Here is a 24,759-nt window from a genome sequence, read left to right on the forward strand (position 1 = left end):
GTGGCCGCTGGTGAGATCGAGCTGGAGGAGTGGGCGCGGAAACTGCTCGAGGCGTTGGGAGTTCCCTTTCCGGCGTTGAGAGCGTCGTTTCTGCGTGAGCTGGCGGACGCGTATGAAGGGACCGCGCGTCGCCTCGATGAGTTGCCTGATTTCCTGACGAAGGTCAAGCGGGCGATGGCGGCGCAGTTCGACGGTGGGGAGACGGTCAGGAAGTTTACTGAGGCGGTCAAACCTCTGCTGGAGCAGAGCCGTGATGCACGGGATGCCGTTTTGAAGACGGCCAAGTTCCTGCTCGCGGTGGCTCTGATTGTCGAATACGCGAAGTTCATGGCCATCGGCATCCTCATCCAGATGGTTCTTCAGATCGCCTGGTGTCTCGAGATGGCGGTGCCCACGGGTGGTGTGTCGTTGACGTGGATCCCGGTGTTCCGGTCGGTGGCACAGACCAATTTGCAGAGGCTGCTGTTGGCTCTGCTGAAGCGGATCACCGGGCTGGCCGCCGAGGAGATCGGCTTCGGGATGACGCTGGACCGGGTCGTTCAGGACATCCAGATCCGTCAGGGGCACCGGGATCGGATCGATCATGGTCTGCAGGTGCAGACGCTGATCGGGTCGTTGGTCGCTGTGGCCATGGAACTGCCGGCCGAATTCCTGGCGGACAAGATCGGGGACTGGCTGAGCGGGAAGATCTCCAACGACGCGCTGGCCGGACTTCGGCGCGAGTTCGGCGATCCGAAGATCAATCGTCTGCTGGACGGCGGACTGGAGAACGACCTGCGGGACATCTTCGGTGACGGCCCGGCGATGCTCGGTGCTCTGGCCGCCAAGGGCGGCGCGGAGCTTCCGCCCAGGGTAGCGGACAGATTCGCGCAGTTCCAGGATGTGTTCGTCAGGCACCTCGGCAACGGACTGGACGATGAAGCGGTCGAGGGGTTGCGCAGGATCGGTCGGGCGTACGGCGACACCCTGCTCGCGAACATCGACGGCAAGGGCGGTGCCCATGTCTTCGACGGCGTGTGGAAGATGCCGGGCGGCTCTGCCGTGCCCGCCGAAGTGCGGTCCTTCTTCAGCCGGCTGCCCGAGGCGGTCGGGGATTCGACCACCACCGGTGTGAAGACGCTGTGGACGGCTGCGGGATTTATCGGCGTCGACCTCGCGTTCGAGGGGCTGGCGGAGTTCGGCTCGGATGAGGCCACCAACGTATGGTCCCAGAACCAGCTCCCGGCTGATGAGCGTCCGGAGGACGACGGCCCGAACGCTTTCACCTTCCTCGGCGCGGTACTCACCGGCGCGCTCCAGACCGGCGCTGTCCTGGCATTGACCAAGGCCATCGAGAAACTCAAGACCCTCCACTTCGACACCCCCGCTCCCAATGCCGGCACATCGCTTCCCGCGCCGGGCGCCACTCTCCCCGCCCCCGCGCCCGTCCTCTTGGACGACAGGGACACGGCCACCCTCGTGGACAGTGAGGACGGGGACGCGGCCACCCTCGTGGGCGAGGATGACACGTACTGGGACTACGGACAGAAGAGCAAGACGGACCCGGCCCACGGCTCAGAACACACGACCGCGCCCACGCGCGTCGCCCACCCGACCGTCGGGACGGGTGGGCAGCACACGCCCACCACCGCACCAGCCAGGGCGATCCCTGACCCGCCGCAGACCGGCCGGCCCACGACCACCAGCCTCGCAGCGACACCGGCGGCCGCACCACTTCGACCCACGGCCACCTCCACGCCGGACAACCTCGCACCCCCGGACGCCGCACCCGCACCCGTGCCCGGTCTGCCGACACCCGCAGCGAGCGCCGCGGTCACGTCGGCCGTCGAACCCGCGTCTCCGCCCGCCGCCACGACCGGCCTCCAGGAGGGCGCGGGCATCATCACCGGGAACAACAGTGCCCCAGGTCCGGCGAGTCCGGGTTCCGGGCCGAGGCCGGCCCCCACAGCCCCCATGAACCAGACAGCCGCCCCGGCCCGCTCCGCCTCCACCCCGTCCACCCCTGAGAGCAGGCCGCCAGCCACTCAGAGCTCCCCGACGTCCGGGACACGGGCCACGGACCCCACCCCGGCCACCGGCCAACCCGCCACATCGAGCCACGACAGCGATGACAGCAGCGGCGGTCGGGGTTCGGCCGCCGGTGACAGCCTCGACCGCGCCCTCCGGGACGCCGACGGTCAGCCGAGTGGCGGACGCAGCACATCGCACGACGGAGACGGAGAGCACCACGACCTCCGGTCGTCGCCCGGACACGCTGCGTCTCCCGCGCAGGACGCACCCACGGCGTCTGGTGTCCGGACGGGGACGGTCGAACCGGAGCAGACCACGATTCAGGCCACCGAACCGCGTCGTGAACGGGGACTTCCGCAGGCACCCGCTTCCCCGGCGGCCGGACCGGCCAGCCAGGCCCGCCCCGCTGTCGAGGACGAGGCGTCACTTGGTAGGCCTCCTGTCGGCCCCCGCGGTGAGACGAGCGTTACCAATAGCGGTCCGCTCGTCAGCCACCCCCCGGACCTGGCCGACACCTTCGGGACTCCGAACCCGTCGGCCGCCCCCACCCGGAGCGTGCCCACCCAGCAGTGGAGCGAGCCTGCGCCGGGTGCGGACTCCGGCGTACGCACCGGCGACGGCCGGGCATTCGGCGCGGCTACCGGGTTCGAAGGTGTCGGGGACTCGTCACATGCGATGGAAATTGCCCGCACGCTGATCGACGTGCCCGCCGCAGTGGAGCAGCCCGTCGCCGCTCGCACGGAGGCAGCCCGTCTGATCGGGCTCCTCCTGCGCGACGAAGCCGTCGCGGAGAACGTCGCGGCCAGTGATGTGCGAGTCGTCGTCATCCCCCGTGACCAGAGTCTCACCGATCTTCCCGTGTATATGGGCATGGAAGACGCGGACCGCCCGCCGGCCACGGCGCGTGGCTGGGCCGACCAGCAGCGCGGCCTGGTGGCGGTCAGTGAGGAAAACCTGCTCGGTCAGGAAGCCGTCGGCGCCGGCCGGACCCACCCGGAGGGCTACTCGTCGGTGCTGCACGAGGCCGCCCACCTGGTGTACGCGTTCGGCCTGGACGACACCCGCAGGGAGCGGGTGCAAAAGGCGTTCGACCTGCGGCGGGCTGCCAACCCACCACAAGAGTGGGTCGACGGTCCGCTGCGCAACGTGGACGGCGAACCAGCCGACAATCACTCCTCCGCCGACGCCGCCGAGTACTTCGCGCAGAGCACGGTGGCCTACTTCGGTGCCAACCACGGTCGCGACGCGACCACACGCCAACTGCGCCACAACGGTTCCGCGTGGCTGGCCGAGCACGATGCGGGACTGTACGAACTCCTCAGCGAGCTCTACGGAACGCCGCCTGACGCTCCTCTGAGCGCCAACGCGCTGTCCGTCACCGCCGCGGACCGCACCATGTGGGAAGCCTTCAACTGGCACACCACGAGCACCGAGGGTCCGGGGCGTGAGGAGCCGGGGGTACCGGAGAGCGCCTACCGTGCGCAGGGCCGGTACGGCACCGAGGTGACCTCGTCGCCGTCGGATCAATCGTCCGGTCCGGCTGTGCAACCCGCGGCGGCAGCGCCGGGCTCGTTGGAGTCGGGCGTCACGAACAAAGCGACGGTCGGCGAGCCCGTTGCTGCCAAGGACGACCGGCACGGTCGGATGCTTCAAGGCCCGACGTTGGTGGGGCTCGATCTCACGGGCAAGTTCCCGGGCGCCCGCGTCGAGGCATTCGCGGAGAACGCCCTCACGCAGGCCCTCGCTCGGCGGGACCGGGGCGAGACGACCCGGGTGCTGATCAAGGAGGCGCCCCGGCCGTTCGACCAGTACGCACCGGCCCGGCGCAGCGATGCTCTGGACACCGTGGAGTCGGCGTTGCGCCGTGCTCTGGACAGGGCCGCCGCGAAGCGCGGTACGACCAGCAGCGGAGTCGAGATCGTCCAGGATGGATCCCTTCCCCAGCATGTCCAGCACGTGGACTCGCCGGCGGACGTGTACCTGTACCTGCACACCGACGTCCACCGGACAGAGACAGGGCCCGCAGAAACCCCTGAACATCCCGCGGGAGCGGGAGCGGGATCGGTAGCGGACGGGGCGGGCACCGAACCGTCCTCGCCCCGTACGCGGCGGGGCACGGCCTCCGCGTTCGCGAAGCCCGCCGCCGTCGCGCGGAAGATGCTCCGGACACTGCGACGAGCGATAACCGGCACCAACGCGATCACGAACTTCACCGTGCCGGGCGCGGCCCGGCAGGCCCCCCTGTTCCGGAACCCGTTGTGGAAAGCGGCGCCGCGCGGTGAACGGATGCCGGGCGCGGTTCAGGTGAACGTCGACGTGCATACCGACGGCCGCATCGAGAGCGCCACCACCGCCAAGAACGCCCTCGGGCCGGTGGCGTTGCCCGAACACCTGCTGACCCGTCTGCGGAACGTGCACGTCGGTGCCCACGACGTCCAGGGCCTGCCGGTCGTGGCGGCCGTGACGGTGCGGTTCGCCGTGAACCCGGCCGAGCGGCTGCGGGCGGAGGAGACCGGGCTGACCGATCGCGATCTCGAGACCCTCCTGCTGAAGAACGAGAGGCTCGACCCGGATCTGGCCGCGCAGGTACGTGAGTTCCGGTCGGACGGCGCGGGCACCGTCACGCCCGATCGTGTCGTTCCGGCAGCCCCGGACAGGGGCGCGGAGTACGACAGTCTCCGGTTGGGCCCGTCGCATCCGGGACAGTCCGAGGCGGAGCCCCGTCCCCCGTGGTTCGTGGGCCGCATGATGGGCGAGTTCTCGGTGACCGCGGCCGCACCCTTGACCCCCGAGGCGGCGAGTGCGGAGGCGGCCCGAATCGCCCGGCTCTTCGCCCCCCTGCTCCAGGACGTCCCTGGGGCTGAACGCGCACTCAGCGGCCTGATCGAGAAGGCCCTTCTCCAGCGTGAACCGGAGCAGTGGGCGAACATGCTGGTCAACGGCATGACGGAGGTGGTGGCCGGCCGCGGTCTCCTCTGGGTCCTTCCTCAGCTGACGGACGTGCGGTGGGCTGGTCCGGACGCGGAGTCTCCGACGCGGAAGTACAACGTGACGTTCGCGAACGCCGCGGTCGGCACGGCGCGGGTCAAGGAGGAGCTGCGTGCGGCTGACCTGAATTTCACTCATCTGATCAAGGGCTTCACGGCTGGTCTGGCCGCGTTCACCCTGGGTGCTTCCCCGGTCGTCGAGGTCACCCAGCGGACGAAGCTGGTCCGGGATGACCACCGCGCGGTCCTGAGTGGCAGCAAGCCCTTCGTCCAGGGATCCACGCGGTTCACGGGCCGTGTCGCGTTCCAGGTCTTCCTCAACGGAGACCCGCTGGGCACGCCGGCGCCGGGCCGGTCGTACGTCGCTGACGCGGTCGTGACGGACTCGGGGCTGGACGTCGACTTCCCCACGGTGTTCTCCAGCGCCACGGAGCCGCGGTACGAGGGCGCTGCCACCGAATTCGAAGACCATCACCCTGTGGCGGGGGAACTGCAACCGGAGGGTGCACCCGCCGGCCCAGCGGCCTCCGCCCGCGAGCACCCCGGCCCGCTGCATCCCACCGTGGTGCTCAACGCGATCGATACGCGGCCGATAGTGCGGGCACTGCAGAAGGATCTGCTGCAACACGGTGTGTCCGCCAATGCCGTGGCCAAGTGGACGACCCGTGTGCAGCGGGCGGTGCTGAACGAACGGACCGCGCGCAATCACAGCCGGTCCCTGCTGACGAGTGGCTACCACTCTCCGACTTTCAAGGCGTCGGGGTTCGAAGCCGCTGTCGAGATCAAGCTCGCCTTCGACGGCGGGCAACTGCTGGACGTGCGGGAGGGCGTCAAGATCCGCGACGACCTGGGAGTCGGCGTCTCGGCCGTCACGGAGCGGCGTGGCGAGAACAGCGTCGACGTGTCCTTCGACGTCCTCGCGGCGCTCGGCGTCGCTGCCGTGGCCGGGGACGGCACGAAGGACCAGGGCCTGGTCAAGGGACGCGTCGGTGGCTTTCTGATGACCGGCTCCGGCAGCCGGCACACGTCCCAGGTCCTCAACCACACCATCTTCAACACCGAGGATGCCGCGGCTCGTTACAGCGCCGCGTACACAGCCCAGGTCGTCGTCACCAAGCCTGACGGCACCAGGCGCCGGCTGCCGCCGGTGCGGGTGGCATCCGAAGTCGCGGTGCTGTGGCGGGAGGGCCAAGGTCCGGCGACGTTCGAACGCCAGAATTTCGGGGACGTGATCAGCCCGGTGGTGTGGGCGGCGGTAACGGGAGAGACGAACGTCAGGCCGCGCGTCGAAGAGTTCGGCGCGCAGCCGTGGGTGCGCGCCTTGCTGACCCAAGCGCGCAGCACTGGCCGCCTCGAGTCCGGCGAGATGTACCGACAGAGCCGGCGTCTGAGTGATGACTACGTCGCCAACCGCGCTGACAACGAGCCGCTGCTGCTGCGGACCCGGTCCAGTGTCGGCTTCGGCGCGGTCGTGGAGCTGACGCAGTCGCGCGACGTCTTGGCCGAACTGCAAGGTGCCGTGCAGCGGCTCGTGCGGGAACGCGGTATCAGCAAGGTCGACTGGCCGGCGGTCAACAGGCAGCTGGCGGCGTACTTCGGGACACCGGCGCTGGAAGCGGATGTGACCCGCGTGATGTCCGGGATTACACACACGGTTCGCGTCGGTCCGTACGACGTCACCTTCCGGGTCGCCACGAAGCTCTTCGACTCCAGGGGCACGGCCAGCTATCCGATGACCGTCAACACCCGTGCCGTGGTCGGTGACGCGGTGGAGGGCACGCGCGAGTCGAGCGGCGGCTTGCACTTCGCACTGGGGGGCGGCGGCCGGTTCAAACAGGACGGCGTCACGGGCCGGCTCCTCGGCCTGATCACCGGGGGCATCCGCCTCGGACCAGGGCACGGCGCCGCGAACGCGTGGAAGGGCTACCGGCGTACGGAGACTGTGCGCAGTGTCGACGTGCACGCGATCGAGAACGCCTATCACCTGTCGATGCATGTGAAGGGCGACCGGAAGGTGGCCAAGTGGTGGTTGGGCACCGAGAACCACGTCGCCCTGATCGCCATGCCGCAAACCCATGCCGCGTCGTCCCCGGTCGACGCCCCGGCGGCCGACGCGGCTGGGAGGACGACCGCCCTGTCCACCTGGCCGACCGATGCCGGCGATGGACGCGGCCGGGGAGCCCGGCTGGATCTGTCGGACGGTACCTCGGCTCTCTACCCGGTGTTCCTGGACATGGAGGACGTACGGCGCCACACCGTCGGCCTGTACAGGAAGATCCACGGTCTCGACGACTCTCTGCTGGACGAGCCGCTGCACTGGCCGGACGAGATCGTGCGGATGCTGACCCCGACCGCGCTGACGTCGTACGTGGGACCGCTCACCTCCGAGCAGGGGCTGACCTTCACCATTCCCGGCCGTCGGGGTCCCTACAGCACGGGGGGCGCCAGCACCGTGATACGGCTGAAGATGCGCCTCTACTTCGACAAGATGCTGCCGGACGCGCAGGACGCGGAAATCGAGCAGTACTCCCAGGGCGTCGCTCGGCTCACCACCGACTTCGGCGTCAAGGGATCGGTCGGCGGTCAAGTGGTGCTGGGGGTGTCCGGGCGGATCGGGTCCGGTGACGACACCGGTCCGCTCTCCACGACCCTCGCGGTGCTGCCCGACTCGGACGCGGCGCTCGGTGACGACGCGGACGGCCATGACGGCGGCCCGGGTACGTACGACGACGAATCCGAGCACCATGGGGGCAACGCTCGCCTCATCGGTCTGGGGTCGGGTGACGTGCGGGCACTGGTGAGCCGCCGCACCGTGCGCGACGACAGCGCCGTCACCATCGCCCGCGCCACCTACGCGGGCCCCTCGAACAAGATGGTGGTCACTCCGGTCTTTGAGGTATCCGCCGACAAGGTGATCGACGGGAAGGAGTCCGGGAATCCCAGAAGTGTCTATCTCCAGGTGGACCACGGCGCTGAGCTGATCCTGGCGCCGCACCGTCTCAAGGACATCCTGCAAGTGGATCACCCGGCCCCGGCCGAACCGGAGAGCAGTGAAAAGGGACCCGCGGACACCGCGCCGGTGGAGCGCGGCTACCTCACCGGGGCGGTGCCCAGGACCGCGGTGTATGTGGAGGCCCTGCGGTCGAACGGTGTGGCGGAAGCGATCCTCACGCGTTTCCGGGACTCCGGGCATCTCTCCCCGAAGGACCTGGCGGACGGGCCGTCGGCGAACGAGCTGCGCCATCAGGTGCACACCCTTTTCAGCCCGGACGCCCTGATGACGAAGGTGACGAGCCTGCTGGGCGAGGGGGTGTGGGCGTGGATTCCGGTTCGTTCGGCGAGTGGTGTCTCCAGACTGTTCTGGGTCCGGGTGTCCCTGGCCGAGGTGCAGCCCGCCCATGCGATGCAGCATCTGCCGAACGTCCGGCTGACACTTCGTGGCGAGCTCTTGGAAGCGGCCAAGACCACCTGGACGGGCGGTGTCACCGGCGGGGGCACCATCAAGTTCACGGCGCGGGGAGAAGGGCAGCAGCCCGATGCGGACGGAAAGACGGCACATGAGCACGGTGGCGTCGAGTACCTGCTGAAGGGGTCAGGTACGCGCGTCACCAGTCAGAGCGACGTGCAGAAGACCCTGTCGATCATCAGAGCCAACACCAAGGACCCCGACGGCTCCTACGCCTTCGACCACGAGGTGCGGTTCCGGGTGGAGACCGCGGTGGTGACCGACCTGCCGAGCATACTGTCGGGTCCTGCCGACGGTGTGCTCTGGCTCGCCGACACTGCCGCATGGGCTGTCGGGAAGAAACACGAGTGGCAGGACATACGCAAGAAATACCTGTCGTTCGCACGGTACGACGGCAGCGTCCAGGACGCGGTCGACGGTCGGATGCGCCTCGTGGTGCCCGCACACCTCACCCGGCCCCATGGGGGCGCCCCTGCCCACGCGGCGGATCTGCTACAGCGCGGAGTGGGAGAGAATCCGAGGTGGGAGTCGGCTCGTCCGCGGCTTGGGGCGGAGGCGGCCAGACAGGCCGACGAACTGGTCAGGACGCTGGCACAGGAGCTGCACCCGTGGGACATCCCAGCGGCCGACGCACTCGGCAGGTGGGTGCGGCAGGCGGTACGGCGCCCGAGCGACCTGCGGTCGCAGACCCCGCCGCGGGCGGTTGCGATGGACTTCGTCAGCCGGGACGGTGCGACCTTCCAGCACCAGACCGACCACGACGTGCTGCGGATGCACTTGCCCGACCTGCTGGCGGGACGGTACGAGGTCCATGTGGACGGCGACCGGGTGCTGGTGGGCTTCGAGTTGTCGAATCCCGTGGTGCTCGGGGATCCCGCCGGAGTGCCGTTCAAGGCACGCCGGTACACCCAGCGCGACGAGGAGTTCGAGTCGGGTGCCGAACGCAGCCGGGAGATCACCCATACGGCCGGGCCCGAAGGCGGTGCCGGCGGCGAGGACGACAACGAGATGGGCGTCGTCGCCGGCGAGAGAGGCGATGACAAGGGCCGTAAGAGCACGGCGTCCACGGGGGAGACCCTGGAACGCAACAGCGAAGGCAGCCGTGACTTCCGCTACTACCGGTTCCACGTCATCGTCACGATGACTCCCGCTCGCGACCCGCGTCGGGCGCTCAAGATCGACGTGCCGGGCGGTCTGATCGCCATGGTGCCGATGAGCAAGGACGGAACTCTCGAAAGCGGCCTGGGGACCACCCGGCTGTTCACGAACGAACCGCCCCAGCTCGATCCGGTCCCCGAGGACGCCGACTGGGGCGCGGAACTTGTCGGCCGGCTCAAGCGACTGCGCAGCGGTGATGACCGGACCGATGACACGGAAGCCGGGACCGGGCAGCGGGTCCACCTGGGTTCCGAGTCGCCCTACGACGCCTGGGACGCCCTGGAGCGGGAAGAAGGGAACAAGGCCCGGGACATTCTCGCGGCCGTGGACCGCCTGTTCCCTGGCCCAGACGGGGAGATGCACGACGCGGCCAAGCGGGCGTACGGCGCTTTGACGGAACGGGACCGCGCGCTCAACCACCGCGCCATCGCCCAACTGCTGCAGAACCAGATCGTGTCGGGCAAGCGTTACCTGATGGGGGCAGGAGCGCGAAACGATGACCGGCCGGTCGGCGCCTCGCGTCTTCTGAACGGCTCCAGCCCCTTCAGCCGGTCGCCCTTCCTGGAGCTGGACACCTGGTCCCGGGCCGCGGAGGACTTCGAGGAGAAGTTCGCCCGCCAGGCCTACCAGGACCCCAAGGCGGATCGGGCGATCCGTCACGCACTGCGTCGTACGGTCCAGGTGCTGCGTGACTACACGAAGCGGCCGGAACACGAGGTGTTGGGGGCGTTCGTCCGCGACGCCGAGACCTACGCCGGCCAGGTGGGCACACAACTCACCCCGGAGCAGATCGACTACATGCTGCGTTCCGGCACGCTCCGGGAGCTCTACACCGCCTTCTTCAACGCCGCCTTCGAGAACGCGGAAGCACCGGTGACGCTCAAGACGGTGCTCGACGACATCCTGACGAACGCCGACTGGGGGCTGGCCGAGCGCCTAGGCCTGGACGTCGACGAACTGCGCCGGTACCACCGGGCGTTGCAGAGCCCGGCACGTCGTATCGGGCACGCGCTGCTGGAGATGACCGCACCCGGCTACGCACGGCTCCTCGGCCACGAGCCCTTCGCGTTGGGCAGCCTCATCACGCAGAACAAGAGCTGGCTGCACGACGGCAGGGAACTCATGGCCAGCCGGAGCTCGCGGAGACCCCTCAGCGAGGAGGAGCGCATCGTCAGGCGGCGGACCCCCGCTTATTACCACGAGGCCGGCGCTCCACTGAGCGTGCGTGAGGCGAACTTCCTCTTCGCAGGGAAGGAGGAGCACCGGGTCCCCATCGGGGTGTCCCACGTACCGGTCCCGTTGAACACCCTGGCGTTCGACAGTGCGGGATTCCCACTGGTGGACCATCTAAAGAACCAGGCCGACGTGATCGACATCAAGGTCGAGGGCGTGCCCATGCGGGACCGGTTCGTGGTCAGGAACGTCACGAAGGTCGTGCGACGTACGGGACGCGTCGCCGACCTGCTGGGCGACGTCCCGCTCATGTGGCGGGAAGGGCGGCTGGAAAACAGCGTGGAGGATGTGTCCTGGGCACAGGAGTTGCGCGCACAGGGCATCAGGACGCTCTCGGGTGTGTCCGGCACGACCACGCTGCTGCTCAGCGCCTTCCGCTGGCTGAAGGTCCCCGACATCGAGACGTCGCACTTCCTCAAGGGCTTGATCGGCTGGATGGGCGTGCACGGTGACCACTCGCTGTACGAGATCATCCGAGGTGCCGAGATGGCCGGCTACACCGGTTCCGGCGGTCGGCGCGTCAATCTTGCGGACGGGCCTTCGATGTACCGGACCATGGACGCCCTCGGCAGTGGGTTCGAGCGCCCCGGCCTGTTCCACGGCAGCGATGGCCAGGACGCCGGAAACCTCCCTGACGAGAGGGTCTACCTCGACCGGGTGCTGGGACGCGACCGGCTGCTGCAGACGGACGTGCAACTGAACGCCGACAACCTGCTGAGGGACCTCAGGGACGCCGTGCATGGCGAAAGCAGCCAGGCCATCTCGAAGTGGATGCGTGCCAACAACCTGAGGCCGTCGGACCTCGTCGAGCGCATTAGCTACGCCCAGATCGTCGCGATAGAGATGTATACCGGAGCGCATTACGGCCTGATCAACAGGGTCTTGCGGACCAGTCGTTGGGCAGATTCCGTGCGTGTGGCCCCTGGCTTGGTAGACCGCGCCGTGCGCGATTCGGCTCGTCAGGCCATCGACTCCAACCTGAAGTTGGGCGACAACGACATCAGTGTCTACCTGATGCACGACGAGCGTCTGATCGCCCTGTTCGACGAGTACAAGAAGGATTTCCAGAGGTTGCAGGAAGCGGGAGCCGACGACGCCGCCGTCCAAGGGGCCAGATCCGTGTGGCGGGGCAGGCTGTTCAAGCGATTGAATGAGATTTTGCCCGACTTGGTGCTCCAGTCGCTCCTGCACGCCGACATGCTGACCTCCGCGCTGCGCGCGCTCCCACCGGCCAGGGGCACGGTGTGGCGGGGAAACTGGGCCGTGGGGGGCAAGCACGCGGTTGGTTCGCTTCTCAAGGCAGTGCCTGTGGGCTACAACTCGCGGCTCTTCGAGGTCGACGACGTCACCAGCGCCTCTCGGAACGAGGAAACGGCGCGTTCCTTCCTGCGCCAGCAGAACCTGAACCATCTGCGCCGTCCAGTCCTGCTGAAAATTCGCCTGGAGGGTCTGTACGGGCGTGATGTCTCCTTGTTCTCCCGTTCCGCCGGGGAAGAGGAGGTCGTCTTCCTGCCCGGTGCCCGGTTCGAAGTCACCGGCCGACGGTGGGTGGCGGACGACAGCGAGGTGCCGGGCTGGGGATACGAGCTGATCGAGGCGGTGGAAGTGGCTCCGAACCCGAGGCCCCGGGACGAGCCGGCTGCCGGGACCTCACGGGATGCCGACGCTCCTGACGACGACCTGTACCTTGCCGAGCCCCAGCGGCTTCTCCACGACCTCAAGGTCTGGGTCACCAGCGCCCTCGCCGGGAAGCGTGACGACCTGGACCGGGTGGCAAGCCGGGAGGCGATCGAGCGTGCCAGGCGGGAGATGCGTGAGCTGCGGGCGCACGACCCTCTTCCAGTGCGGCCTCGCACCTTCCCCGAGCTGGTCGACGCCATCGCGAACCACATCCTCGCCCGGACCCAGCCACGGCTCCTCGGCGGCGCCCCTGGAAGCGGGGCCGAGGAGGCTGCCGGGCACCACGAGGACAGAAGTGGCTCGTCCGCCGCGAGCGGGTCCGGAACGGCACCGGAGCGAGGCTTGTCGGACAAGGCCCGCGGCAAGCGGCCGATGCCACCGAAGGACGTCGAGGATCCCGACGACGTCACCGAGACGCCGGCACCGGGCCGGCTCTCTGCGGTGCCGAAGGAGGAGTGGACCGAGGTCCAGCAGGAGGACGAGGCGGACAGCCGGCGGATCTTCGCACCGCCTGCCTACGCGATGGACCCCGAATTCGGCCGGTCCGTGGGCTCGGAGAGCTACGAGTTCCCGGACACCCGCCTGGTCAATACGGTGATCGAATCGATCCTGGTCAATGTGCCGGAGAAAAACAAGGAAAAGGTCGCCGAATTCCTGCGAGGGTATTTTTCGCCGACCGAATTCAACACCGCACTGCACGCGGCACTCTCCGACCGGCTGGTCATCACGACCGAGGACTTCTCGTTCACGGTCGGTCTCCGGCTGGGCGCGTGGCAGCAGATCACCGATCCACGGGGCCATGTCCTGCTGCCCGCGGATAACCTCGACGATCCTCTGAGGCATCTCGATCCGATTCCGGACAGGCGCGAAATACGGACGCACCAGTTGCTGCAGTGGGCACAGGGTGCCGGCACAAGCAACTCGTATGGCCAGAATGTCACATGGCCGCTCCCGGTCGGTGTGGAGGCGAAGACCGGGAATCCCGTCCTCGACGGCCTCACCGCCAACGCCTCGGTCAACTCGTTCAACAAGAAGATCACGCAGTCGGTCTCGGTGGCGTCGACGTCGTCGTCGGAGTGGGTGGTCAAGCATTCCGGGTACCGTGCGGTCGACTTCCTCTTCGACGTGGCCGTCGTCACGACAGTGCAGGCCAAGGACGGTGCCGGGGCTCACTACCACCGGCAAGTGGTGGACCGGGCCCTGATCGGGCGCTTTGCCCGGGAAATCATCCGTTCCGCGGAACGCAACCGCGACGACGCGGCGTACGCCGATTCGGACACCTGGGCGGACAAGCACGGCTACGGGGCCCCGGACCTGCACGCCGATCTGGCCCGGGCCTTCCCCGAGGGAGAGTCCGGAGTGGTCAGGGGAAGTGTCGAGGGCATCCGCCTGGGTGCGCCCGAAGCCGGGCCCGGCGACCCGGACCTGTCGGATCCGGTGGACCTGCCGCGTACCGGCGTGTTCGAAACGGTGGGCGGATGGTCGCTGCTGCGTGCCGCGGTGTTCGAAGCGGCCAACTCCGCCCATAGCGACCCCTTCGACGGCTCGTACCGGGAACTGGCGGCCTTCACCGATCCACAGCTGCTCAAGGGCGGGCTCCACCAACTGGCATCGGGCGGGGTGTCGTCGCCGGTGCTGTGGAGCAAGTACTCCGGGCCCGAGACGGTGTTCGTCAAGGCCACCTACCACAACCCGGAGATCATCGACGAGTACGACGGCAAGACCCGGATCGACGGTGCGGACAACCACAACGTCTCCGTGCAGTGGTCGGAGACCCAGACACAGACGCACGTGTACCCGGGCAACCTGGTCGCGTCCCTTCCCAAGGTCTGGGAGCCGCCCGCGAGCCCCTGGACGGTCACCCCAGATCTGTCCCACACGAGGAGTGTGACGGTCAAGAATCCGCCCCGGGGCGTGGGGAGCAACGAAGTACGCAAGACCAAGGGCCGCCCGCCAACGGCAGTAATCCGTGTCCTGATCAGGTTCGTCGTCAGTGGAAAGGGAAAACCCGACAGGGTCGTATGTCTGCCTGCCCGTTTCAGGATGTCGGTCAAGGACCTTGAGCGACTGCGCGACGGGTGGGGGCTCCCAGCCGGCGAAGCCGCGGCCGAGCGCGGCGCCGGGACCGCCCGTGCTGACACGGAACGTGGCGAGTTGCTGGCACCCGACTGGTTCCGCACATGGATACCGCCGCATGTCAGGGTCATCTCGGTCGACGGCGTCCGACCGCTGGAAACGGCGGTGTACGACCTGCTCAGCCGGCACCCTGGATTCATGCCGCCCGGCGTGCGGCGGCCCGACGCCGGGACCGGGCTGTACGAACAGTTCTGGAGAACCGACCCGGGCGACAGAACGTGGCCGGGCCACCTTGAGAACATCAACAAGATCATAGGTGTGATCAGCCGCGAGGGGTTGGCCCGCCATGCTCCGGCCATGGTGAACGGGTATTACTCGGTCACCCTGGTCAAGCCCACTGGCCGGTGGAACGCGCTCACCCAGCATCTGCGATCGCTGACGTTGGCGTCGGACCAGATACAACTCCGCTTCACCGCGGAGTTCGTCCCTGACGCGGACGGCGTGGTGGGCCACGTGGACGGGAACATGGAGACGTACTACGGCGTCTCCCTCGACCTGACACACAGCACGACACGCTCGTGGAACACGACCGTGTCGGGGGCGGCTGCCACAGGGGGTTCGCCGGTGCCCTACGTCAACCTCTCCGGCCGGGTTTCCGGATCCTACCGCTGGGCCGGTTCCACCACCGAGACCGCGGGGTACATCGCGATCGGCGCGACGGGCGGCGGCTTTACCGGCATGTCGGAGGTGCCGGGCACCTTCCGGATCCGGGTCGAGGTCGTCTCACCGCTCCAACCCCCCGCACCCGGTCGGCACGTGCCCGACCCGGAGGACCCGCAGGCTCTGCGTGCAGCCTCCGACCCGGCCCAGGTCTCGGTCAATGCCGTCCTCCTGGCCGCGAGAGACCTCCTCAACGAGAGGGACCGGGAGACCGGCTCCTTTCACCCCACTCTGCAGTACTCGTCCGAACCCGGCGAGGCAGACTCGACGCGACGAGTCCGCCACGAGCCGCGCGAGTACAGCACATATCGTCAGGCGGCGGGCGAGAACCTGCCGTACCGGCTGCTCCTCATGGCGAACACGGCGTTGGGCGGGCACATCGAAAACGGCCTGCGGGACTTCGGTGTCAGGTTCTCCCGCGAGTGGGACCGCACCGACCTCGACCTGGTGCTCCAGCAGTTGGGCCAGCGCGCGCAGGACGCACTGCGCAGTCCGCTCACCATCTGGGAACGGCAGGTCGACACGGCTCTGTACAACGGCAAGAAGGTCGAAGTCCGCGTCACGTTCTCCGATGTGGAACTGCACAAGATGGGCGAGGTCGCCGACGCATACATCTACGACCATGCGCTCGGCATAGCGAACGTCTCGCGTAACGAAAGCCAGGACACCGCGGCACTCAGCTTCGCCGGCTCTTTCACCGCCAACTACAGCAATGGCGCCCAGCAGGGACACACGATCGACGGGCACCCGTCCATAGGTCTCTCGCCCGGCGGCGGATATTCGCGGAACGGGGCGACGTCCCAGAGCAGGACCATCAGTGCGCAGACGGACCGGGTGAACATCGACATCGGGGGTCCGAAGGTGGTGGCCCGCGGCACCATGCGGGTCCATGTGACGATCGTCGCGGAAGGCGGCACCAAGAAGGACCTCGAGCCCGTGCCGGTGGACATCCTGGCTCTCGTACCCACCGACAGCGCCCGCACGATGGGGCTGCTTCCCCCGCGCCCCGCCGGCCCGGCACAGGACGACAACCAGGAGCAGAACCGGACACTGCGTGCCCCCCTGTCCGTTCTCCGAGGGGACGGTTTCGACCAGGCCAACATCGCCGACATCCCCGACCTGCGCGGCGCAGTCGACGAAGCCGTGCGCAAACTCGAGCAGGAACGGTTCGAGCCCGTCAGGATCGAAAGGATCAAGCAGGCGCTGCAGATCCTGACGTGGCGCGAAGCCGTCAAGGCGCTCATGGAGACGGCGTTCTCCACGGGCATCGTGATCCAGGCCGACACGACCACCGCGTTCGCCTCCTACACCGACCGGATCACCGTGCGGGCCACGGTCGCCGCCGCGGAACCCGGGGGAGTCGTCGAGGGGAAGTTCGTCACCGAGGGAAAGAACGTCGTCGTCGACGGCAGCAGCCACGAGCGCCGGCACGCCCGGTCGCACAACCTTTCGGTGACGCTCATCGGCGGTGCCGACCTCGTCGACAACCCCGCCGACAGCAAGCGGGCCATGCCCTACAGCCTCGGCGGAGCGCTTTCCGACTCGTACTCTCGCGGCAGGAAGACCGAGAGCGAGATCCAGGACAGCGTCGCCCACCTGCATGTCGATGAGAACGTGTACACGGTGGTGACGCCCCACTTCACGATCACGCTTGTGTCGCACCAGACGAGAGAGACAGGCACACCCGGCCTGGACCCGTTGTTCTCCCGCCTCGCCGGAACCACCCGGGAAACCGTGCTCTACCAAGGCTCCGCGGACGGCCCGCTGGTGCTCGCCCACCCACGCTCCTTCGGGCAGTCGGACGCGGCCGACGCCCTCGGTCCCACAGAAGTCCAAGCCGAGCAGACCAACAGGATCGCGCCGCACGGCCTTGCTCTCACCCACGCCCACCTCGCCGAGACCAGCTTCGCCACCTTCAGCGGCCTGGACCGGGTCAGCGATGCCGTCATCGCCTACGTCGGCGACTTCCTGTGGTCGGCCTCCGGCGGAGCCTCCCGGCAGACCAACCCGGAACAGCTCAACACCCTGATCAAGACAGTCTTCTCCAGCATCAGCGCCAACCGCCTCGGCAGAACCCTCGTCGAACCGCTCCACATCCCTATCACCCGGCCCGGGGCCTTCAAGGACGCCGACGACGTCCTCACCCTGTCCATGGCCATCCACGATGTCGCCACGGCACCCGTAGGGCCCGGTAGCTCACCCGAGCACAACAAGACGATCCTCAAGGAGTACCAGCGCAGGTCGGTAGCGGCCGGTGGTGGCTACAGCGCCGGGCTGACCGCGTCGGTCAGCGGCGCCCTTCGAGCCCAGGGACGGGAGATCGAGGCGGACGCCACGGCCAAGGGAGGCCTCAGCCCGTCCTACTCCCGCTCCAAGAGCAGCGGCGGCGGACTTCCCGACACCAAGACCATGCGCGAGACCGGCAATAAGACGACCCCCAACACCGGATGGTCCGACGCCGATCCCGACAGCAGAACGACCGTCCGACTGGAATCCAGACACGTCAGCTACCACATCGCGCTACGCAGCGGCGGTACGTCCCAGTCCCTCGTCATCCACGTCAGGGGGCCCCAGGCGGTCGTCTTCTACCCCCCACGCACCACGGCCGAGCAACTCCTCGCCCTCACCGATGCCGGTACGACCGACGCGGCCGCCGACACGGAAACCATCCACCTTTCCGGAGCCCACGCCGGGCCCAGCGACATGCCGGGCGCCTGGCCCGACGCCGGAACCTCCGAGGACGACCGGGACGACATCGTCACAACGAGCAGGACAGGGACGACCGGTCGGCGTGTGAACAGACCGGTGCGGGACCCACGACCGGTGCTTCCCGGTGGAGGGCACCTCGACGGCCCAGGTGCGCCGGACACTTCATCCGTGGAGTCCCTGGCGAGGGAACTCGGGCTGGAGGGGAGCGTAACGCCCGGCACGATGGCGAGGGCCCTGCAACTCTTCCAGCAGACCGTGTACGTCCCGGTGAGGATCGGTGCCGAGGACGACGGCCGGGATGGTGCGTTGCGCGACCTCGCACTGCTTCTGCATCAGCAGGAGGTGGACGACTGGGACCCCGACGACCGACGCGTCACGGACTTCCTCGACCGCCTGGCCGCCCAGTTCGCCCCGCCGGACGCCGGCAGAGCGAAGCGTGGGAGCGTGCGGTCCCCGGATACATGGAACTTCGATCTCGATGAACTGAGGGGGGAGGTCATCAGACAGCTCGGTCACTGGGGAGTGCCTACTGATGGAGTCACCCTGGACCGGGTAGAGGCTGAGGCCGGCAACCTTCTGCGTGAGCAGGGATGGGAAAGGCAGCCGGCCGTGGCGGTAGGAAGCCGGATCGCCTGGGCTTTCGTAGGTAATCGCACACCGGTGGGTGTACCGGCCAGTGCGAAGAAAAAGCAGCATCATGACACTTCTGCCGCTGAGCCCGCAGAGGTGGATTGGGGTGCAGTTCCGCAAAGGATTGAGCAGATCTACAGGCAGATGTATCCAGGCTCGCCTGACATCAAGGTAATAGATCGGATCAAGAGAACAGCCCAGACGGCTGTGGGGCCGACAAGGAAAGTTGACGCGCAGACCGTCGACGGGCTGATCCGTGTTGTTACCGCTTCCCTCGGCATGAGTTCCGATCTGTCCGGCATGGCCGCCGCTCTTCTGGATCATCCGCACCTGTTGCAAAAAGCCGCTTCGCACGACAAATCGGCCCGCCTATTGGCGTCGCGGCCTTCCTTGCTCGAACGATTGTCTGGCAGGCCACGGCTCGTGCATTTTCTGGACGTGCTCGCCGATAGGGTCTATCTGGACATAGTGCAAAGTGGCCGTCTTGCCACTCCGGCCGAGCTGGAAGCGAGCCCCCTGGTCGATATATTCGACCGCGAGGAGACGGTTCGTTACCTGGACAGCAACAAGAGAGCTAACACGGACATTCGATTCGATAGCTCCCTCCTTTATCTGCGGACTTTTCGCGGCGACATAAGCCTGTCGCAAGCGGCGCTTGCCTATGAGGTAAATCGAACCTTCAGTCAACTGCAGGCGGTGCCGCCATTCGTGGAAGCCCTCATGAAACAAGACCCGGCGAAGCGCGCGGCGGTCCTGCATCGAGTTATTGGGAAACCGGGGTTCACGTTCGCCTTTAATTCTGCGTACTTCGAGCAACGGCTTCTTTCGCGTATCCCTCTGCACGACCTATTCGCGGATTCTCGATTTCTGAGCGATGCGGAGGCCAACATACGGCTGGCTGCGCCGCTGTTCTCGGTTCCCGGATGGTACGAAGGGCTGAAGTCTGACTTTTCTGCGATCAGGGATGTCTTCGCCGGTGCTCCGACTGGAGACCGCCTGCTGACGGCCTTGCCGTATGCTCCGCGGTTCGGTGAGCGGCTGATCCGAAACCGCCCACTGCTGGAAGCGGCGGTTCACAGCGAGCGGGCTGCTCTCATGATATCGGGAAATCCCAGGATCTTCGACACTCTCTCGGACGCTCGCCTGCTTGCCTTCTTCAAGGGACAGGGCACCAAACTCACGCTGAATATGCCCGAGGATCCGCAGTTGCGAGATTTGGCCGCCCTGGGGCTCGAATGGCAGGTGTTCGTGGCTTACTCGGATCTTCGCCCGTTGGTTGAGCATCCTTCGTATCAGTTCATTCTGTCGAAGATCTCCTCTGCGCGTCTGACGCCACAGATGGTGCGAAACCTTCTCTCTCCGGATCTGCGGGCCTTCCTTGCAGTGGCCGAATCGCAGAACATTCCTGACGCGGATCTTCGAACGATCGCCGCTCTGCCCGCACTTTCCTCTGTTTACCGAGATGCAAGTTATTTGAGATTCCGGCAATTGGCGGCTCTGATCGATCTGGATAAAAGCCCGTCCGCAGCCGTTCTTCTGCAGAATGCTACGGCCATCACTATGGTCGCCCGTGACGGCGATTTCGGTCGTATGTATGTTGACCGAATGATCAATGACACGCGCCTTGTCAACGGTGTGCTGGCCAATACAAGGATGTTCTACGCTTTGGCGAGGGCTTATCCTGACAAGTTCTACGCGTTGGCCGGAGAAGAGCTTCTGCCCCTCCTGATCCGGGAGCCGGATCTCATCAGGCGCTTCATGGAGCGTGGTGACCTTTTGGCCGACGTCCTCGACAATGTGACCGAGGTCACGGGTCTGCTGCGATGGCTCGATGAAAATACTGTTCATCTCACATCCGGCCATTGGCAGTCGCTGCTGACCGACAGGCGCCTGCTGCATCATCTCCACGAGAACATGCACACCCCGGTTGCACGTGCATTGGTCCAGACACCGGAGCTACTGGCCGAGGCGATCGCTCGGCAGCCTGCCTTCCTCAATCAATGGTCCAGGCATCGGCAGCGCTGGGATACTCAAGTCGAATCCGGTAACACCCATTGGTTGAAGAACCAGATCGAGGGCCTGGGAACCGGCAAGTTGACGAAGGAAGGGTTCGCCGTAGACAGAGCGCAGACGTTGCTGCTGGGAGAGATTCGCTCCAACGCGAAAAAACTGAACAAGCCTGCCCTCAGCGTGACTTCCGCCCTGGCGGGCGCAAGGGCAAAACTGAGTAACAAGCTCGATGATGAGGAGCTCAATCGACTGGATGAGCTGACGGCGAGAGCCATCACGGTGTACACGGATATTGATACCCCCGAGAACCGCGTGGCCTACAGCGCACTCATCGAAGCTATGGAGGTGAACCCTCATCTGGCTCGGGGTGTCTTTTTCACGGATCACCTGTATGAGGCTATGAAGCGCCAGCCTGCGATGCTGGACATGATCAAGGAAGATGGTCAACTGCTCGAAGAGCTCATCCGGGATCCCGATCTGAGTCAGGTGCTGTCGTCAGACTACGTGGCGCTCGCGGCTTATGCTTCCGTGCAGCACGTGCGAGACGCGGTGACTGTCCGCCCGAGGCTGAAGCAGGTCATCCTTTCTAATCCAGATATTCTGCCCCTCGTTGAAAATCTGGCATTTCCCGAGCTCGGAGACCCTAAGTGGTGGGTGCTTATCGAAGATACGCCGTTGGTAGCGAGAGAGATTTCCCGCCAGATTGATCGGCAGTCGACATCAATTCTTGTGAAATATCTGAGGGGTGACGAGGCGCTTGTCGACCGCCTGAAGAATTTCTCGACCGCGGTTCTGGGCGCGGTCATCGTGGGGGAGCGGATCAGCGACCTCCAGGGCCTTGAGGAAGCGGACGTCCGGAGGCTGGCACAGGTCCCGGGGCTTGTGGAGGCACTTGCCGCCCGGACGGACGTAGCGGTGGCGAAGGGTGATCTCGCTACGCTCGCCGGTCACCAGACCCTGCTGGAAGCGCTGGCCCAGTCACCGGGAGCGTCCGAATGGATGCTTAGCTCCGACATCAGGTTCAGGACCGCGACGCAGGCCCCGCACCTGATCCGGCTCCTGAAGGCCATCGAACCGCACCAGCGTGGCAGGCTCGAGTCGGACGACTTCCTCGGGGCGATGCGGGCGCACCCCGACCTGGCCGCTGTGCTGGCGGACCGCTCGGACCTGCGGGCCCTGGTCATGTCCTCGGAGCCGCTGCTGGCCGCGTTGCGGGACAGGGAAGGCCTGGCACGAACGCTGATCGAGTCCGCGGAACTCGTCCATGGTCTGCGCACCAACCGCAAGTTGATGAATGAGCTGCTGGACGACACCCCGCTATGGCGCTCGCTGACGCGCAACCCGCGGCTGGCGCCGCACATGAATCTCGCACTGCAACGGGCTTTCAAGCGGCTTCTGGACATGGACGGCGAGCTCGCGGAGCTCGATCTGAAGCTCGTCGTGAACAGTCCGGAGGTGTTCCGCCGAGCGTTGTTGAACCGCCCCGTCGAAGCACTCCTGCGAGAACAGCCGTCCTTCGCCCGGATTTTCCTCTCGCGCCCGCCCTGGCAGGACGTGGCCGTGGCCAACCAGGACTTCCCCGCGCAGGTACGCCGGCTGATCGAGGCCGATTCCCAGGAGTTCCAGCGCCTGGTCGAAAGCGACGACCCACAAGATCTCCTCTATGCCCTGCCTACGCGGGAGAAGGCACCAGACCTGCCTGCCCGTGCCGCATCCGGAAAGGACGGCGCAGCAGGTGGCAGGACAACCCAGGCCGGGCATGACACGCAGGACGCGACACATGGCAAGGAACCTGTGGTTCCGGGGCGGCGAGGTCAGGACGAGACTGCGGCTCAGCAGGCCGGCGCCGCGAGCGTGACGCTGCCTGCGGAGACGGCGGACCTGCTCGCCGGCCCGGCTGGCGCACGCGTCGCGCAGGAGCTCATCGCCTCCCCAGAGCTGCTGCCGCTGCTGACTGTCCGGCCGGACGTCGCCGCGAACATCGCGGACGATCCCACCACCCTGGGCAGCTACTCCTTCCGCCGATTCCTCACGGTGGCCGCTGACGCTTCACCGGACGTCCTCAAGAAGTTCGAACGGGGCTTGGCCGCATACCTCCAGTCGGTCGATGCCGAGGCCGAATTCGCCACCGTGAGAGCTCATGCCGAGCTGACCTGGCGTGCTGTCGTCCGGGAACGGAGGGAGCACGAGAGGGCCGCGCAGACGGAGGAGAAAGCCCGTCGCGACCGCTTCCGTCCGAGGGATCCGAACACCTGGGAGCATTCCGGCCGCATTCACTACGCGCGGAATCTGAGCGAGGAATCCTTCGAGCCGCGCGAGGTGGCCCGACTGAGGCGCCTCGCGAGGGGCACCGAGCTGGTCAGGGAGAATTCCAGCGCGATCGGTGTCAATGTGGCACTGCACGCCCACACCACGTACACCGGCGGAATTTCCTTCTTCTACGCTCTGGCGGATGACGCGCGTGTGGACCTGGTGGTGTACGCGGTCAGCCGGGCCAGGCAAGGTAACGACTACCGGTGGGACAACGCCGGCAGCAGATACGCGAGCGGCCCCCTTGCACTCCAGGCGGTCGCCGACGATGCCCGCCTGGTGGCCAGCCGGTCACGCGTGGCCGCGGAGAGCACAGAGATCCCGCCGCCGCGCGAGCAGGAACCGCTTCCGGACCACGCGCATATGGAGGGCTTGCCCCAACGCGTCAACGGCCTCTCACAGAGCCTCACCGCATACAGCCGGGCCCGAGACGCCCTCATCGCCACGCCGGACAAACAAGACGCGGCGTCCCGCTGGATCCAGGCTGCGCGGGCCCTTGCCGACCAGGGCCTGGATCTGTTCACCACCGCGGCGCACACGGAGACCGAAGAGGCGATCGCCCGGGTGACCTCTCTGTTCGCGACCCCCGCCAGGGGCAGTAACCCGCAGACCACTCAACGCCCAGGCGACTTCGAGACAGGCGCGGTCCTGCGGGCCCGAGCCGCTGCCGGCGATCGAGCGGCACAGACCGTTGTCAAGGCGCTGCAGCAGCACGCCACCCCCAAGCGGACCGGCACAACGGGTTCGGCTTCCACGTCGCGCCACCGTAGAGGTGCGGGTCTGCGCGGCGGAGCAACGGTGGCGGCCAGCCCCGCCGCATCGACCGCCGGCGACCCGGGACCGAGCTCCAGGGACCGGCAGACCACCGCGTCGGACGGGACGGACGAAGCCGCCGCGTTCGGCGCCCGGGAACCGCATAATTTGCACAATTCCCAGGGCCTGGCGTCCGTGCAGGTCCCGCAGACTCTCGGGACCGGGCGTGCCGACCAGACGGGCAACCATCAGGGCGCCGCGCCCAGGGGTCCGGGGGCGCGTGCTGAGTTCGTCGGGGACGAACCGCCGGCCGGTCGGGCGACCGCTGCGGCGTCCGGTGTGCCGCCGCAGCGGGATTCGGTGCTGGAGGACTTCCGGCGTGCATGGGTCTCGGCCGGGAAGAAGGTGAGCGGAGACGAGGTCGGTGCGTTGCGTGGCGCTCTCGTCAGGGCGCAGAAGCTGGCGGCGCCGTTCCTGTCCGGGAGCTTCGATGCGGTGGCGCGGATCGAGGAACAGGAGGGTGACTTCGGCAGACTCGGTCGTGAGCTGCAGGACGTTGTCCTCGTCGCCGACCACCTTCACCGTAACCCCGACGACGAGGCTGGTGCTGCGTCACTGACCGAGGACCTGGCACGGAGCAGGGGGGCGGAGCGTCGGCTCCTTCTGCCGGGAGGTGCCCCGGCCACCGCCCGGACCGGGCACGAAGCCCGCCGGGAGAGCGGGGCCGCGTCTTCGTCGTCGAGGTCCGCCCCGGTCCTCGGCGGTGCGTCGGAGGGCCTGGCCAGCAGACGGGGCGCCGCGGACAGCGGGGCCACCGTGCGGGAACGATGGGCTGCCGCCCTCAACCCCGAGCGGCGGGCAGCCCACCACGATGCCTCGGCCGTCGGTCCGACGCCAAGGATCGCCGGCGGCTCCGTCCGATCCGTGCCGGGTGAAGACGGCGTCCCCGAACCGGTGGTGGGAGCCGTGCACATCGAGCCTGTGCCTGACCAGGTACTGGACCGCATCAGCGACTAG

At 67.3% G+C, this 24,759-nt stretch carries 1 protein-coding gene; it reads left to right on the forward strand.

What is annotated here, in order from left to right; translation table 11 throughout:
- The gene (locus AQJ11_RS39035) at positions 1 to 24,759 is read left to right on the forward strand and encodes a hypothetical protein (RefSeq protein ID WP_059266525.1); all 24,759 of its coding nucleotides are present in this window, start codon (positions 1 to 3) and stop codon (positions 24,757 to 24,759) included.

This window comes from Streptomyces corchorusii (assembly GCF_001514055.1).
In the GTDB taxonomy this organism is placed as follows: Bacteria; Actinomycetota; Actinomycetes; order Streptomycetales; family Streptomycetaceae; genus Streptomyces; species Streptomyces olivaceoviridis.